Origin of the sequence: Phenylobacterium sp., assembly GCF_036263695.1 — a bacterium.
Lineage (GTDB): Bacteria > Pseudomonadota > Alphaproteobacteria > Caulobacterales > Caulobacteraceae > Phenylobacterium.
This window is the reverse complement of the sequence record NZ_DATAGM010000140.1, coordinates 1-15,492: the sequence shown is the minus strand read 5'-3', so window position 1 is coordinate 15,492 and position 15,492 is coordinate 1. Positions and strand designations below refer to the sequence as shown.

Annotated in this window: 14 protein-coding genes and 1 pseudogene; 6 read left to right on the top strand and 9 right to left on the bottom strand. The window is 69.6% G+C overall.

The features are described 5' to 3' along the window. A partial coding sequence (locus VHK87_RS05655) for a helix-turn-helix domain-containing protein (RefSeq protein WP_329633922.1) occupies window positions 1–141 on the bottom strand: 141 nt, incomplete at its 3' end. A gap of 101 nt (window positions 142–242) precedes the next feature. Between VHK87_RS05655 and VHK87_RS05650 the strand changes: the two genes are divergently transcribed. After that, window positions 243–1,304, top strand: a complete 1,062-nt coding sequence (locus tag VHK87_RS05650) for an efflux RND transporter periplasmic adaptor subunit (protein WP_329633920.1) — start codon at window positions 243–245, stop codon at window positions 1,302–1,304. Continuing rightward, window positions 1,301–4,390: an efflux RND transporter permease subunit gene (locus VHK87_RS05645; protein ID WP_329633919.1), complete on the top strand. Its 3,090-nt coding sequence runs from the start codon at window positions 1,301–1,303 to the stop codon at window positions 4,388–4,390. The genes VHK87_RS05650 and VHK87_RS05645 overlap by 4 nt, the downstream gene beginning before the upstream one ends. Before the next feature lie 225 nt (window positions 4,391–4,615). On the opposite strand, the gene VHK87_RS05640 is transcribed toward VHK87_RS05645, so the two are convergent. From VHK87_RS05640 to VHK87_RS05620, 5 genes and pseudogenes are all read right to left on the bottom strand, one after another. Then, the gene (locus VHK87_RS05640; RefSeq protein WP_329633918.1) at window positions 4,616–5,020 is read right to left on the bottom strand and encodes a DUF805 domain-containing protein; all 405 of its coding nucleotides are present in this window, start codon (window positions 5,018–5,020) and stop codon (window positions 4,616–4,618) included. A 340-nt stretch (window positions 5,021–5,360) separates the two neighbouring features. Continuing rightward, window positions 5,361–7,666, bottom strand: a pseudogene (gene clpA, locus VHK87_RS05635) (ATP-dependent Clp protease ATP-binding subunit ClpA); the annotation flags it as partial. Between the two features lie 9 nt (window positions 7,667–7,675). Further along, window positions 7,676–8,005 (bottom strand): ATP-dependent Clp protease adapter ClpS, encoded by a 330-nt coding sequence (gene clpS, locus VHK87_RS05630; RefSeq protein WP_320358402.1) that lies wholly within the window; start codon window positions 8,003–8,005, stop codon window positions 7,676–7,678. A 157-nt stretch (window positions 8,006–8,162) separates the two neighbouring features. Continuing rightward, entirely contained in the window at window positions 8,163–9,434 is a 1,272-nt protein-coding gene (locus VHK87_RS05625; protein ID WP_329633916.1) for a DNA polymerase IV, read from the bottom strand. Next, window positions 9,431–10,324: an ROK family protein gene (locus tag VHK87_RS05620; protein ID WP_329633915.1), complete on the bottom strand. Its 894-nt coding sequence runs from the start codon at window positions 10,322–10,324 to the stop codon at window positions 9,431–9,433. Before VHK87_RS05620 ends, VHK87_RS05625 begins: the two co-directional genes overlap by 4 nt. 114 nt (window positions 10,325–10,438) lie before the next feature. Here VHK87_RS05620 and VHK87_RS05615 point away from each other — a divergent pair, with 114 nt between their 5' ends. Continuing rightward, window positions 10,439–11,038 carry a glutathione S-transferase family protein gene (locus tag VHK87_RS05615; RefSeq protein ID WP_329633914.1) on the top strand — a complete coding sequence of 200 codons (600 nt, stop codon included), beginning with the start codon at window positions 10,439–10,441 and terminating at the stop codon, window positions 11,036–11,038. Window positions 11,039–11,141: 103 nt separating this feature from the next. Here VHK87_RS05615 and VHK87_RS05610 read toward each other — a convergent pair whose 3' ends face one another. Continuing rightward, complete coding sequence (locus VHK87_RS05610) at window positions 11,142–11,732, bottom strand: hypothetical protein (RefSeq protein ID WP_329633913.1); 591 nt, start codon at window positions 11,730–11,732, stop codon at window positions 11,142–11,144. Between the two features lie 187 nt (window positions 11,733–11,919). On the opposite strand from VHK87_RS05610, the gene VHK87_RS05605 reads away from it, so the two are divergent. Next, on the top strand, window positions 11,920–12,285 hold the full coding sequence (locus VHK87_RS05605) for a response regulator (RefSeq protein WP_329633921.1): 366 nt from the start codon (window positions 11,920–11,922) through the stop codon (window positions 12,283–12,285). Next, the gene (locus VHK87_RS05600; RefSeq protein WP_329633912.1) at window positions 12,286–13,650 is read left to right on the top strand and encodes a PleD family two-component system response regulator; all 1,365 of its coding nucleotides are present in this window, start codon (window positions 12,286–12,288) and stop codon (window positions 13,648–13,650) included. Between the two features lie 60 nt (window positions 13,651–13,710). Here the strand turns inward: VHK87_RS05600 and rpmG are convergent, their stop codons facing one another. Continuing rightward, complete coding sequence (gene rpmG / locus VHK87_RS05595) at window positions 13,711–13,878, bottom strand: 50S ribosomal protein L33 (protein WP_329633911.1); 168 nt, start codon at window positions 13,876–13,878, stop codon at window positions 13,711–13,713. Window positions 13,879–14,044: 166 nt separating this feature from the next. Here rpmG and VHK87_RS05590 point away from each other — a divergent pair, with 166 nt between their 5' ends. Beyond that, a complete protein-coding gene (locus VHK87_RS05590; RefSeq protein ID WP_329633910.1) occupies window positions 14,045–14,587 on the top strand; it encodes a methylated-DNA--[protein]-cysteine S-methyltransferase in 543 nt (180 codons plus the stop codon). Here the strand turns inward: VHK87_RS05590 and VHK87_RS05585 are convergent. Further along, window positions 14,584–15,294, bottom strand: a complete 711-nt coding sequence (locus VHK87_RS05585; RefSeq protein ID WP_329633909.1) for an NUDIX hydrolase — start codon at window positions 15,292–15,294, stop codon at window positions 14,584–14,586. The two genes, VHK87_RS05590 and VHK87_RS05585, sit on opposite strands and share 4 nt — an antisense overlap. Window positions 15,295–15,492: the final 198 nt, after the last annotated feature.

Here is a 15,492-nt window from a genome sequence, read left to right as displayed (position 1 = left end):
GCCCACCGCCTCCGCGATCTGGCGGGTCGAGACCCCGTGGACGCCGCGTTCGCCGAACAGCCGCAGCGAGGCGGCGAGGATCTCCTCGCGGCGCTCGAAGCCGGAGCCCTTCGGCTTGCGTTGGGACAGGGGCGGCGACATCGGGACCTAACTTCCAGCCTTCGGAGCGCTTGACAATCGGCCATTACCGATCACTGATAGACTATCAGTGATAGATTGGCGGCGTCGACGTGGCTAGAGCGGTGATCTCGATCCTTGCGGCGATGGCGGCGGGCCTCGCCGGATGCGGCGGGGAGGCGGCGCCGGAAGTGGCGGCGCCCACCGCGGTGCAGGCGGTGCGGGTCTCCGCCGCGCGGCCCAGCGCCGAGGTGCAGGCCAGCGGCCGGATCGCCCGGCGGCGCGAGATGGAGCTCTCGTTCCGAGTCGCCGGAGTGATGACGGGCCTGTCCGTCGACGCCGGAGACCGCATCGCCGCGGGGCAGGTGCTGGCCAACCTCGACCCGACGGGGCTTGCCGCCGCCGAGCAACGGGCGAGCGCCGAGCTGGAGCGCGCCCGGCGCGACTACGCCCGTGACCAGGCGCTGTTCGAGAAGGGCTTTGTCAGCCGCCAGCGGCTGGACGACCGGGCCAGCGCCGTGAAGGCCGCCGAGGCGGGCCACAGCGCCGCCGCCTTCGACCGCCGCTGGACGCGGCTGGTCTCGCCGGTGTCCGGCGTCGTGCTGCAGCGGGTCCGCCAGAGCGGCGAGGTGGTGCAGCCCGGTCAGACGGTGCTGCGCGTCGCCGACGAGGCCAGTCCGCTGGTGGTGCGGGCTCCGGCCCCCGACCGCGACGCGGCCCACATCCGCCTCGGCGCGCCAGTGCGAGTGCGGATCGACGACGCCACGGAGCTGCCGGGCCGGGTCTCGCGGATCGGCGAAAGCGCGGATGTGCGCACCGGCGCCGTGGAGATCGAAGTGGAGCTGCCGACCGCGCCGCAGCTGCGCAGCGGCCAGATCGCCACGGTGTGGATCCCGGTCCAGACCCAGGCCGCCGCCCGACCCCAGGCGATGGCGCGGCTGCCCGCGGAGGCCATCCTCGAGGCGCAGGGTCGCCAGGCGGCCGTGCTGGTGGTCGATCCCGCAGGCTCGACGGCCCGCAGGCGGGCGGTGACCTTCGGCGGCTTCGACGGCGACGACGCGCTGGTGTCCGGTCTGCCGGACGGGACCCAGGTGATCACGGTCGGCGCCGGCTTCGTCTCCGACGGCGAGAAGGTGAGGGTGATGGACCCGGCTCGGCTGACGCCCCAGCGGACGGCCGCGCGATGAGGTTCGACATAGCCGGCTTCTCGGTCCGCAACTGGCAGTTCACCCTGGTCGCCTTCGCCCTGCTGGCGATGCTTGGACTCAACGCCCTGGCGACGACGCCCAGGTCCGAAGACCCCCACTTCCCGATGCCGATCATGATCGTGCGCGCGGTGCTGCCCGGCGCCGAGCCCGCCGAGCTCGAGCAGCTGGTCGCCGACCCCATCGAGGACGCCCTCTCCGGCTTGGACGACGTGGACGAGATCGGCTCGACCAGCCTCGACGGCGCGGCCGTCGTGCAGGTCGCCTTCACCTGGGACGTCGATCCTCAGCGCAAGTACGACGAGGTGGTGCGCGAGGTGAACGCCCTGCGCGGGACGCTGCCTCAGGGGCTCGCCCAGCTGGAGGTGCGCCGCGCCAGGACCACCGAGGTGGCGGTGGTGCAGGTGGCGCTGGTCAGTGAGACCCTGCCGATGCGCCGGCTGGAGAAGCTGGCGGACCGGCTGCGCGAGCGGCTCGACCGCGTGCCCGGTGTGCGCCAGACCGAGTACTGGGGCGCGACGCCCTCGGAGCTGCGGGTGGCGCTGGACCTGGGGCGGCTGGCCGAGCTGCAGCTGCCGCCGACGGCCGTCGCCGACGCGCTTCGCGCGGCGGGGGCCGAGGCGCCGGTGGGCGCCGTCCACGCCGGCGAGCGTCGGTTCAACGTCAAGACCGGCGGCGCCTTCCGCGACGTGGCCGAGGTGGCCGACACCCCGGTGCGCGAGGTCAACGGCCAGGTGGTGCGGGTGCGCGACGTGGCGCAGGTCGGCTGGGCCGAGACCGAGGCCCAGCACCTGACCCGATTCAACGGCCGTCGCGCAGTGTTTGTCACTGTCCAGCAGAAGGACGGGGCGGACGTCACCACCCTCACCCGCGGGGTCGACGAGACGCTGGCCGAATTCGAGAAGACTCTGCCTGGCGGCGTGAAGCTCGAGCGCGGCTTCAGCCAAGCCGACAATGTCGAGCACCGGCTGGGGCGGCTGTTCCGCGACTTCGGCCTGGCCCTGGGGCTGGTGCTGCTGACCCTGCTGCCGCTGGGCCTTCGTGCCGGCGGGGTGGTGATGATGTCCATCCCGCTGTCGCTGCTGATCGGGCTGGCGCTGGTCCAGCTGCTCGGGTTCACGGTGAACCAGCTGACCATCGCCGGCTTCGTGCTGGCGCTCGGCCTGCTGGTCGACGACTCCATCGTCGTCACCGAGAACATCGCCCGCCACCTGCGGATGGGCATGGATCGGACCGAGGCGGCGGTGGCGGCGACGCGGCAAATCTCGCTGGCGGTGCTCGGCTGCACGGCCACCTTGATGCTGGCCTTCGTGCCGCTGCTGGCGCTGCCGGGCGGCTCGGGAGCCTACATCCGCTCGCTCCCCGTGACGGTGCTGTGCACGGTGGGGGCGTCGCTGATTGTCTCACTGACCATCATCCCGTTCCTGGCGAGCCGGATGCTGTCGCGCCACGAGGACCCGGAGGGCAACCGGATCCTGAGGGCGGTGAACGGGGCCATCCATCGACTGTACGCGCCGGTGCTGCACCGGGCGCTGGCCAGGCCTTGGGCGAGCCTGGCGATCATCGGAGCGATCTGCGCGACCACCATCCCGCTGCTCGGGGCGATCGGCTCGAGCCTCTTCCCGCCCGCCGAGACGCCTCAGTTCCTGGTCCGGGTCGAGACGCCCCAGGGCAGTTCGCTGGCGCGCACCGACCAGGCTCTGCGCTTCGTCGACGAACGGCTGCGGCGCGAGCCGGAGGTCGCCTGGACGGCGGCCAACCTCGGACGGGGCAATCCGCAGATCTTCTACAACCAGAACCAACGCCAGCCGCAGCCGAGCTACGGCGAGGTGTTCGTCTCGCTCAAGGCGTGGGAGCCGGGGCGGTCGGAGCGGGTGCTGGACGCGCTGCGGGCGGACTTTGCCGGCTATCCCGGCGCGCGGATCACCGTCGAGACCTTCGAGAACGGCCCGCCGGTGGAGGCGCCAATCGCCGTGCGCATCTCGGGCGATAACATGCAGGCGCTGAAGGCGCTGGCGGCGGAGGCCGAGCGGGCGCTCAAAGCCACGCCCGGCACGCGCGACGTGAACAACCCGTTGAGCGTCGACCGGACCGACCTCGACCTGGGCCTCGATGAGGGCAAGGCCGCCGCCCTGGGCGTGCCGGCGGGCGCCGCGCGGCGGGTGGCCCGCCTCGCGCTCTCCGGCGAGGAGACGGCCCGGTTCCGCGACCCGGACGGCGACGACTATCCGGTGCGCGTGCGGCTGCCGATGGAGAACCGTAACGAACTGGGTGCGCTCTCGGCCATCTACCTGCCGACCCCCTCAGGGGCCGCGGTCCCGCTGGGCGCGGTCGCCGAGCCGACCTTCGAGTCGAGCCCGGCGCGGATCACCCGGTTCCAGCGCGAGCGGACCGTGACGGTGACCAGCCAGGTGCGGACCGGCTTCCTGACCTCAGACGTGACCGCGCAGGCGCAGGCGCGGTTGGGCGAGGAACTGGCTGTCCCGCCCGGCTATCGACTCTCATTCGGCGGCCAGGCGGAGGCTCAGTCGGAGAGCTTCGCCGGGCTCGGCGCCGCCGTGCTCATCGCAATCTTCGGCATCCTGGCGGTGCTGGTGCTTGAGTTCGGCCGGTTCCGGACGGCCCTGGTGGTGGCTGGCGTCATCCCGCTCGGCGTTTTCGGGGCGGTGGCGGCGCTGGCCCTGACCGGCAACTCGCTGTCGTTCACGGCGACCATCGGGCTGATCGCCCTCATCGGCATCGAGATCAAGAACTCCATCCTGCTGGTCGACTTCACCGAGCAGCTGCGGAAACAGGGCGTCGCCCTGCGTGAGGCCATCGAGCGGGCAGGGGAGGTGCGGTTCCTGCCGGTGCTGCTGACCTCGGTCACCGCGATCGGCGGCCTGACCCCGCTCGCCCTGGAGCGCTCCGGCCTCTACTCGCCGCTCGCCATCGCCATCATCGGCGGGCTGGTGACCTCGACCCTGCTGTCGCGGGTCGCGACGCCGGTCATGTACTGGCTGCTGAGCCGTAGCGAGCGGCGCGAGGCGGCGGCCCCGATCTGGGCGCCCAGTTCCGAAGCGGCCTGACCACTTTTTCCTGATCACGGCGAAGCTTGCCGCGGCAACCTCAGCGCCTACCTTAGGGTCCTGCTCGATGCGACCCGCTGGCGCTTTTCGGTCCGCCTGATCAACGGACCTTCCCAGCTACCGCGCGAGCGAGCCAGGACGGCGTGCAGCGGCCTCGGAACCGCCTTGTCCCCCCCAAGGGATGCCGCCTGTCCTGGACCTATCCCCCTCGACAGCTCACCGAGATCAGGCGAACACCGTCGCCAGGGTGTCGCCGCGGCCCTTCGGGTCCGGACCGAAGTTGTTCGGACCGGGGGTGCCGTCGAGGACGCTGAAGACGAACAGGATCAGTCCGCCCACAAGCGGAATGAACGAGATGAGGATCCACCATCCCGAGCGGTTGGTGTCGTGCAGCCGGCGCACCGTCACCGCGATCGACGGGATGATCAGGCCGAGCATCACCAGGAGGAGGATCAAGGAGCCGCCGACCGCGCCCGCGCCGGTCTCGTCGGCGGCGCCGGCGACCCCGGAGATCACCGACAGCGGCAGCGAGATTAGGATCATCAGAAGCGTAAACAGCCAGTATTCGGCTCGCCGCGCACGCCCGTTGAAGTCGGCGTACTTCCGCAATGGCTGGAACATCAGGTTCATCGTGGCCCCCCTCGCGCACTCGCCGCGCGCGCTCTGCGGGTGGATGGCAGCATGGACACTCGGGGCTGGCAAGCGGCGCGCACTCTTTTCATTCAAGGCGGCCGACCCTTCACCCGCTCATCGCGGCCGAGCGGCCGGATCCAGACAGCAGGCTCGACACGCGTCTCATGTGGCGCGGCGTTCATCCGTCGCATGGGATTGCGATATGGATTCCGGCTTTCGCCGGGATGATCGGTGTGGGGGCAGGCTCCAACAGGAACGCCCGCCCCGGTTTCCCAGAGCGGGCGCATCTTGTTCCAGCCTTTTGCTGAGCCGTTACTCGACCGGCTCGGCCTCGGTGGCGCCCTCGGCGGGGTTCTCGATCACCGGGGCGCCCGGCTCGCGCGGGGCGCCGTCGGATTCGACCTCGAAGGCGATCTTGCCGTCGGCCACGATGACCTTGACGTGGCCGCCCTTGACCAGCCGGCCGAACAGGATCTCGTCGGCCAGCGGCTTCTTGATATTCTCCTGGATGACCCGGGCCAGCGGCCGGGCGCCGTAGAGCTCGTCGAAGCCGTTCTTGGCCAGCCAGTCGGCCGCCTCGTCGGAGGTCTCGATGGTGACGTGCCGATCCGCCAGCTGGGCTTCCAGCTGCATGACGAACTTCTGCACCACCTGGCGGATGATCTCCGGAGTGAGCGGGCGGAAGCCGACCACGGCGTCGAGACGGTTGCGGAACTCGGGCGTGAAGGTGCGCTTGAGCGCCTCTTCCACCTCGTCGTCCTGCTTGCCGCGGCCGAAGCCGATGGCGTTCTTCTGCGCGTCCGACGCGCCGGCGTTGGTGGTCATGATCAGGACCACGTTCCGGAAGTCGATCTTCTTGCCGTTGGAGTCGGTCAGCTGACCGTGGTCCATGACCTGCAGGAGGATGTTGTAGACGTCCGGGTGAGCCTTCTCGATCTCGTCGAGCAGCACGACCGCATGCGGGTGCTGGTCGACGGCGTCGGTCAGGAGGCCGCCCTGGTCGAAGCCGACGTAGCCCGGAGGGGCCCCGATCAGCCGGCTCACCGTGTGTCGCTCCATGTATTCGCTCATGTCGAAGCGCAGGAGCTCGATGCCGAGCGTCGAGGCCAGCTGCCGGGCGGTCTCCGTCTTGCCGGTGCCGGTGGGCCCCGAGAAGAGGTAGCTGCCGATGGGCTTGTTGGCGTCGCGCAGGCCGGCCCGGGCCATCTTCATGGCTGCGGACAGCTGCTCGATGGCCTCGTCCTGGCCGTAAACCGCGCGCTTCAGGTCGACCTCGAGCTGCTTCAGCGCCTCGGTGTCGGACTTGGAGACCGACTTCGGCGGGATGCGGGCGATCTTGGCGACGACGCTTTCGATCTCCTTCAGGCCGATGACCTTCTTGCGCCGGGCCTCGGGCACCAGCATCTGGCTCGCGCCGGCCTCGTCGATGATGTCGATCGCCTTATCGGGCAGCTTGCGGTCAGTGATGTACTTGGCCGACAGCTCCACCGCCGCCTTCAAGGCGTCGGAGGTGTAGCGGAGCTTGTGGAACTCCTCGTAGTAGGTCTTCAGCCCCTTCAAGATCTTGATCGTGTCTTCGATGGTCGGCTCGTTGACGTCGATCTTCTGGAACCGGCGCACCAGGGCGCGGTCCTTCTCGAAGTGCTGGCGGAATTCCTTGTAGGTTGTCGATCCCATGCACCGCAGGGTGCCGGAGGCCAGGGCGGGCTTCAGCAGGTTGGAGGCGTCCATCGCCCCGCCGCTGGTCGCGCCGGCGCCGATCACCGTGTGGATCTCGTCGATGAACAGGATGGCGTCGGGGTGGTTCTCCAGCTCCTTGACGACCTGCTTGACGCGCTCTTCGAAGTCGCCGCGGTAGCGGGTGCCGGCCAGCAGCGCGCCCATGTCGAGCGAGAAGATGGTCGAGCCCGAAAGCACCGCCGGGACCTGCTTGTTGACGATCTTGCGCGCCAAGCCTTCGGCGATGGCGGTCTTGCCGACGCCGGGGTCGCCCACCAGCAGCGGGTTGTTCTTCGTCCGGCGGCAGAGGATCTGGATGCAGCGCTCGACCTCGCCGTGCCGGCCGATCAGCGGGTCGACCTTCCCCTGCTTGGCCTTTTCGTTGAGGTTGATGCAGTAGGCCTCGAGGGCCTCGCCGCCGGTCTTGACCGTCGGCTTCTCCTCATCTTCGGCGCCCTTGACCGACTTGGCCTCGGAGGCGCCGGCCTTCTTGGCGATGCCGTGGGCGATGTAGTTGACCGCATCGTAGCGCGTCATGTCCTGCTCTTGCAGGAAATAGGCGGCGTGGCTCTCGCGCTCGGAGAAGATCGCCACCAGCACGTTCGCGCCGGTGACCTCCTCGCGTCCCGAGGACTGCACGTGGATGACCGCGCGCTGGATGACGCGCTGGAAGCTGGAGGTGGGCTTGGCGTCCTCGCCATCGTCCACGATCAGGCTGCGCAGCTCGTTGTCGACATAGTTGGTGAGGGTGGTCCGAAGGGCGTTCAGATCCACATCGCACGCGCGCATCACTCCGGCGGCGTCCTCGTCGTCGACGAGGCTGAGCAGCAGGTGCTCTAGCGTTGCGTACTCGTGCTTACGCTGATTGGCGTAAGCGACGGCGCGGTGGAGCGATTCTTCGAGCGGGCGCGAGAATGAAGGCAAGCTAGGCCTCTAATCCTTTTCCATGGTGCACTGGAGCGGGTGTTGATGCCGCCTTGCGGTATCAACGACCTGCGCCACTTTTGTTTCCGCCACTTCGTAGGTGAACACGCCACACACCCCCACGCCGTGCTGATGCACATGCAGCATGATCCGAGTCGCGTCTTCGCGCGATTTGTTGAAGAACTGCTCCAAGACGTAGACGACGAACTCCATGGGGGTGTAGTCGTCGTTCAGCAAAAGCACCCGATACATCGAGGGCTTCTGCGTCTTCGGCTTGGTTTGGGTGACCACCGATGACTTTACGCCGGTGGCCTGATCACCTTGCTTGCGCTCGGCCATCGAACAGGTCTCCTGACAGACGCTAACCGAGGTCCGCCTGTCGTTGATTAGATATGCCATCGAAGGCGCATTGGAAGGGTCTAATCGTCGCGAGGCGCCCGGCGGGCCCGCAAGCGCTCGTTTTTGCGGCTTTCTACAGTGGCGCTGGCGGCGCCAGTCAGTCTTGAGCCGCGTCTCTTGACCGCAGGCTGCGGCCAGAAATCACGGCTCCGGGGCCGAATCGGGCCCGAATCGAGTCCAAAGTCCGTTCCTCCGCCAAGGCCCTTTTCTCGTACCCGGCGAAGAAGTCGGATTCGACCGCGCCCGCGTCGATGAGCTCGGCCAGGCCGATGCCGATCAGCCGATAGCTCTTCCCCTTGGCCTCGGCGGCCAACAGCTCGCGGCCGACGGCGAACATGGTCTTCGCGGTCTGGGTCGGAACGGGCAGGGTGCGCCGGCGGGTGAGGATTTTGAAATCGGCCGTCTTCAGCTTCAGCTGCACCACCCGGCCGGCGACGCCGCCGGCCCGGGCCTGGCGCGCAACCCGCTCGCAGAGCGGGGCAAGCTTCTCCTCCAGGTCGGGGAAGCTGCGCAGGTCGTCGAAGAAGGTGGTCTCGGCGCTGATCCCCTTGCGGCCCTCTTCCGGGTTCACGGCGCGCGTGTCGCGGCCATGGGCCAGCTGGTGCAGGCGCAGGCCATGGGCCCCGAAGCGGGTCGCCAGCACCTTCACGTCTGCCCGGGCGATGTCGCCGACGGTGGTGAAGCCGGCCTGGGCCAGGGACCGCATCATCGCAGGGCCGACGCCGGGCAGGATGCCGACCGGCCGCGGGGCCAGGAAGGTCTGCGCCTCGGCCCCGCCGATCACCGAGAAGCCGCGCGGCTTGTCGAGGTCCGAGGCGATCTTGGCCAGGAACTTGTTGGCGGCCAGGCCGATGGAGACGGTCAGCCCGGTCTCGGCCTCGATGCGGGCCTGGAGCCTGGCGAGGGTGACCGCCGGCGAGGCGCCGTGCAGCCGCTCGGTGCCGGCCAGGTCGATCCACGCCTCGTCCAGCGAAAGCGGCTGAACCAGCGGCGTGAGCTCGGCGATCATCGCCATGATCCGGCGGCTCTCGAACTTGTACTTGGAGAAGTCCGGCTTGATGACCGCCGCCTGCGGGCAGGCCTTCAGCGCCTGGAACATCGGCATGGCCGATCGGACGCCGCTGATCCGGGCGATATAGCAGCAGGTGGTGACCACCCCGCGCTTGCCGCCGCCGACGATGACGGGCACGTCGCGCAGCTCGGGGCGGTCTCGCTTCTCCACCGAGGCGTAGAAGGCGTCGCAGTCCATGTGGGCGATGGACAGGCGCGAGAGCTCCTGGTGGGCGACCAGGCGCGGCGAGCCGCAGCCCGGGCAGCGTCGCGGCCGCGCCTCGCCGGTCCAGAAGCAGTCGCGGCAGAGCGCGCTCATGGCGCCGCCAGCGGCCAAAGCCAGGCCGCGCCGCGCACCCCGGACGAGTCGCCGTGGACAGCCTTGCGGACCGGGGTGTCGAACACGTCGGAGAAGACGTGCGGGGCGATCTCGCCGGGCAGGCGGGCGTAGAGCTCGTCGACGTTGGACATCCCGCCCCCGAGGACGATGACGTCCGGATCCAGCACGTCGCAAACCATGGCCAGCCCTCGGGCCAGGCGGCTGAGGTAGCGGTCCAGCGCCTCGGATGCGGCCCGCGAACCCTCCCGGGCGGCGGTGACGGCGGCCTCGGCCGAGGTGACGCGGGCGTCCTCCGCGAACCCTGGGCCGGAGACCCAGACCTCCAGGCAGCCGCGCCGGCCGCACCAGCACAGGGGGCCGGGGAACTCCGAGGGCCTGGCCCAGGGCAGGGGCGTGTGGCCCCACTCGCCGGCCACGCCGTTGCGACCCTCCACGAGCGCGCCGTCGACCGCGACCCCGGCGCCGCAGCCGGTGCCGACGATGGCGGCGAACACGACCCGCGCGCCCTTGCCGGCGCCGTCCACGGCTTCCGACAGCGCCAGGCAGTTGGCGTCGTTGGCGACGCGCACCGGCCGCCCCAGCACCCGCGCCAGGTCGGCTTGGAACGGTTGGCCGTTCAGGTGGGTGGAATTGGCGTTGCGGATCAGGCCGTCCCTGGGCGACGGCGAGCCCGGCGCGCCCACGCCGACGCAGCCCGCCTTCGCGCCCGCCTGGCGCTCCACCTCGGCGACGAGCTCGGCGACCGCAGCCAGCCCCTCATCGTAGCGGCGCGGGGAGGGGGCGCGGACGCGCGCCACGATCTGGCCCTCGGCGTCCAGCGCCGCGGCCTCGATCTTGGTGCCGCCGAAATCGACTCCGAACCGGATCATGCGAAGGAGCCTAGCAGAACGTCCGGCGAACGCGAGAAGGTGCACGAGCGTGCGCTTTTCTGGTTCTCATCCGCCCGCGGCCCGGCTAAAGGTTGGGGCTCAAGGGAGGACGTTATGAAGATTTTCCACGCCCCGCGCAGCCGTTCCCTGCGGGTCCTCTGGGCCGCCGAGGAGCTGGGCGCGCCCTACGAGACCGCAGCGGCCTCGTTCGCCCGCCCGGACCCCGAGTTCCTGGAGGCCAACCCGGCCGGCACCCTGCCGGCGATGGTCGACGGCGACGTGGTGATGACCGAGTCGGTGGCGATCATGCAGTATCTGGGCGCCAAGCACGGGCCGACGCCGCTCGTCGTGGAGCCGGGCGATCCGCGCTACCCCGACTACCTGCAGTTCATGATGTTCGGCGAGGCCAGCCTGGCGGCGCCGCTGAACGCCGTGGTCGGCACCAAGTTCATGGCCCCCGAGGACCAGAAAGACAACTTCACCGTCAACATCATCAAGCGCAGCTTCCACCGCCGCCTGCCGCTGGTGGAGCGGCAGCTGAAGCGTGGCGACTACATGGCCGGCAATGAGTTCACGCTGGCCGACATCTCGGTCGGCTACGCCCTGGGCCTGGCCGACATGCTCGAGCTCGGGGACGTCGCCGAGCCCATCAAGGCCTACGCCCAGCGGCTGACGTCGCGCCCCGCGTACCAGCGGGCCGTGGCGGTGGCGTGATCCGTCGTCATCCCGGCGGCAGCAAAGCGGAGAGCCGGGACCCAGATATGCAGCGCTAGAGCTGGGTCCCGGATCGGCCTGCGGCCGTCCGGGATGGCTGACTTTAAGAGATCGCCTTCTCCACCGCCGCCGCCAGCTCCGCCCAGTCGTCGATTCGCGGGTGGCGGTCGGGGGCGCTGGGGGCGAGGGGGCGCAGGCGCGGATCGGCGACGTGCTGGAAGGTGGCGACCTGCGGCGCGTTCTGCGCGACCGAATCGAGGTTCGGCAGCAGGTCGTCGATGAAGGCGGCCGGGGCGTCGGCGCGGCGGGCGAGCTCGGCGGTCATCGGGCCCTTGGGCCCGCGGCCCAGCAGCAGCGGATAGTCGAGGCCGTGACGGACCAGCCATTGGCTGCGGGCCAGCCGGGCCTGGGCGGGTGCATTGGTGAAGATCACCACCTGTGCGCGGGCGGAGAGGGCCCGCAGCGCCTCGGCGCCGCCGTCGGCGGGCGTCATCTCCCCGCAGGCCGCGCCGAAGAAGTCGTCGAACAGCCGCCGGCCGTCCTCGATCGGCAGGTGCTGGGCCTCGCCCGGGCGGTAGATGTTCTGAAACAGGGCGAACCGGTCGAGCCGGAACTCGAATCCCTGGGCGGTCACAAACCGCTCGAATCCTTCGATGAACAGCCCCAGGACCTCGTCGACATCGACGATAACCAAAGGCCGGCCGCGCAAAATCGGCAGGCTTGCGGCCTCAGAGGCCGGAATTTCAACCGAATTCGGGATATTCACGGCTCCGGGGCGGACTTGCGGACTAACGTCGGCTTAAGGATATCCGTGACATCAACGATGACGAGACCCGAGTCGGCCAGCCGTGCCGGCGCCGCAGAGCATCGTCGAGACCCGGATGGCCAAGAAGGTCCTCATCGTCGAGGATAACGAGCTGAACATGAAGCTCTTTCATGATCTGCTCGACGCCCAGGGCTATGAGACCTTGCAGACTCGCGAGGGTCTCCAGGCTCTGGCGCTGGCGCGCGAGCATCGCCCCGACCTGATCCTCATGGACATTCAGCTGCCCGAGATCTCCGGCCTGGAGGTCACCAAGTGGCTGAAGGAAGACGAGGATCTGGCCCACATTCCGGTGGTCGCCGTGACCGCCTTCGCCATGAAAGGGGACGAGGAGCGGATCCGCGAGGGCGGCTGCGAGGCCTACATCTCCAAGCCGATCTCGGTCACCCACTTCCTCGACACCATCAAGCGGCTGCTGAACTAGATGACCGCCCGCATCCTGGTCGTCGACGATATCGAAGCTAACGTCCGGCTGCTGGAAGCCAAGCTCGCGGCGGAATACTACGGCGTCCTGACGGCCTACGATGGGCCCACGGCCCTGGCGGTCGCGGCGGCGGAGAAGCCCGACATCATCCTGCTGGACGTCATGATGCCCGGGATGGACGGGTTCCAGGTCTGCCGGCGGCTGAAGGAAGATGTGGCGACGCGGCACATACCGGTGGTGCTGGTCACCGCGCTGGATGGGCGATCCGACCGGATCAACGGCCTTGAAGCGGGCGCCGACGAGTTCCTGACCAAGCCCATCGACGACATGATGCTGTTCGCCCGGGTGCGCAGCCTCACCCGGCTGAAGATGGTCATCGACGAGTTGCGCGAGCGCGAGGCCTCGGGCCGGCGCATGGGCGTGATCGCCGGCGCGGCCTCCCGGGTCGGCGGCACGGGTGGGCGGGTGCTGGTGGTCGACGACCAGCCGCGCCAGGCCCAGCGGATCGCCTCGGAGCTGGCCATCGAGCACCGGCCCGTGGTCGAGAGCGATCCCGAGAAGGCGCTGATGACCGCCAAGGGTCCGGTCGACCTGGTGATCGTCAACGCCGGAGCGAAGGGATTCGACGGCCTGCGGTTCGCCGCGACGCTGCGCTCCGACGAGGCGACGCGTCACCTGCCGATCCTGGCCGTGGTGGACTTCGACGAGCGGCCGCGGCTGGTGAAAGCGCTGGAGCTCGGGGTCAACGACCTGCTCTCCAAGCCGATCGACCCGCAGGAGCTGTCGGCCCGCACCCGCACCCAGATCCGCCGTAAGCGCTACACCGACTACCTGCGGCACAACCTCGACCATTCGCTGGAGCTGGCGGTCACCGATCAGCTCACCGGGCTGCACAACCGCCGCTACATGGCCGGCCAGCTGGAGGCGCTGGTGCGCCGCTCGCGCCACGGCGGCGAGCCGGTCGCGGCCCTGCTGATCGACATCGACCACTTCAAGAAGATCAATGACGGCTACGGCCACGACGTCGGCGACGAGGTGCTGCGCGAATTCGCCGTGAGGCTGGCCTCCAACGTCCGCGCCGTGGACCTGCCGTGCCGCTACGGCGGCGAGGAGTTCGTGGTGGTGATGCCGGACACCCGGCTGACCGACGCCGAGCGCATCGCCGAGCGGATCCGCACCCACGTCGCCGGCGCCCCATTCCGCACCAGCGGCGACAAGGACCTGCTGCAGGTCACGATTTCCATCGGCGTGGCGGCCGCGTCCGGCGCCGAGGACACCCCCGAGGCCCTGCTCAAGCGAGCCGACGAGGCGCTCTACGAGGCCAAGGCATCCGGGCGGAACCGGGTGATCGCGCGGGCGGCCTAGCCGCCAAAGCAAAACGCCCGGCGCTGGGCCGGGCGTTCGGTAGGGCTCGGAAAGCCTGACTTACTTGATCTTGCCTTCGCGGAACTCGACGTGCTTGCGCACGATCGGGTCGTACTTCTTCATCACCAGCTTCTCGGTCTTGGTCCTGGCGTTCTTCTTGGTGACGTAGAAGTAGCCGGTGTCCGCCGACGAGTTGAGGCGGATCTTGATGTTGGCCGGTTTCGCCATGGCGTCCTCGCGGGGCCGGCGCGAAACGCCGGCGGGTGTTCGAAAGAGCCGCGGACAATACGAATCGCGGCCCCAAAGTCAATGCGCGGCTTGGGCGTCCGATTTCCGCCAGCGCCGGGCGGACCCGGCGCAGCGGCCGGCGAGCGCCGATGGTAGACTTCCGGACATGCAGACCGCCTACGCCATCTTCGGGACCGCGCTCGGCCACGCCGCCGTCGTCTGGCGGGATTCCGGCGTCGTGGGCGTGCACCTGCCCGAGCCCGACGCAGAGCGGACCCGGTCCGGCGTGCTGCGGCGCTTCGCCGGCGCCGAGCCGGCCGAGCCGTCCGAAGCCGTGTCGGCCGTCATCGCCGCCGTGCAGGCGCTGCTGCGCGGTGAGGCGGTCGACCTCACCGGCGTCGAGCTCGATCTCGCAGCGTGCCCGCCGTTCAACCGCCGCGTCTACGACATCGCCCGCGCCATAGCGCCGGGGGACACCCTGACCTACGGCGAGGTGGCCGAGCGGCTGGGCGACCCGCTGCTCGCCCGCGCGGTGGGCCAGGCGCTGGGGCAGAACCCGTGTCCCATCGTCGTGCCCTGCCACCGGGTGCTGGCGGCCGGCGGCCGGACGGGCGGCTTCTCGGCGCGCGGCGGGGTGAAGACCAAACTCAAGCTGCTGGAGATCGAGGGCGCGCTGGCCCCCGAGTCGCTGCCGCTGTTCTCCCGCTAGAGGTGGCTCGTCGACCAGCCGCGGGCCTTGAACCGCATGAATGGAGAGGGGCGCTCAGGGTCGGCCAGCCGCTCCACCGCCTCGCTGATCATCGTGCGGGTCACCGCCGGCAGATTGAGCTTCAGGGCCTCGTCGAATTCGATCCAGGCGATCTCCTCGAGCTCGCCGCAGTCGGGCTTGCGCTCCAGGCTGACGAGCCGGTCGGCCTCGGCCAGCAGAAACCAGGTGTCGAACCGCTTGGCGACCATCGGCGGGGTCACCGCCCGCGCGATGACGTCGAGGGCCTCCAGGTCGGGGGCGACGCCCTCGGCCAGGAACTCGCGCCAGGGGCCGACGGCGGTGCGGGCCGGGACTGGTTTGGCGAGCAGCAGGCCGGCCTCCTCGAAGGTCTCGCGGACGGCCGCCATGGCCAGGGCGCGGCCCTTGTGCAGCGGCAGGTGGCGGGAGAACTTGGCGGCGACCTCCGGCCTCAGGTCCGTGGCGTGCGGGGCGCGGTAGTCGCTGCGGTCTATCCGCCCGCCCGGGAACACCCACAGATTCGGCATGAAGTCGTGGCCGCCGTGGCGCTTGCCCATCAGCACCCTGGGCTTAGGGCCGTCGCGGCGGACGATGATGATGGTGGCGGCGCTTCTCGGGCGAACGGCCTTGGCGCCAGGGACCCGCGGCGGGCCCTCCGGCTTACGAGTCAGGGTGGGGGCGTCGGACATCAAAACAACTGTATGACCCGCCGCCCGCGCGAGGGAAGCCGAAGTTGCCGAGCTGAACGATGTTCTTTGCGATTGACTTGCAGTTGCACGCCCTATAGTGCCGCTCCGCTTTTGAGAAGCGGTTGCATCAGGGGTGATCATGCGGCGCGTCAGGTTCATGTTCGCCGCGGCGTCGGTCGCGGCCCTTAGCGCTGGAGC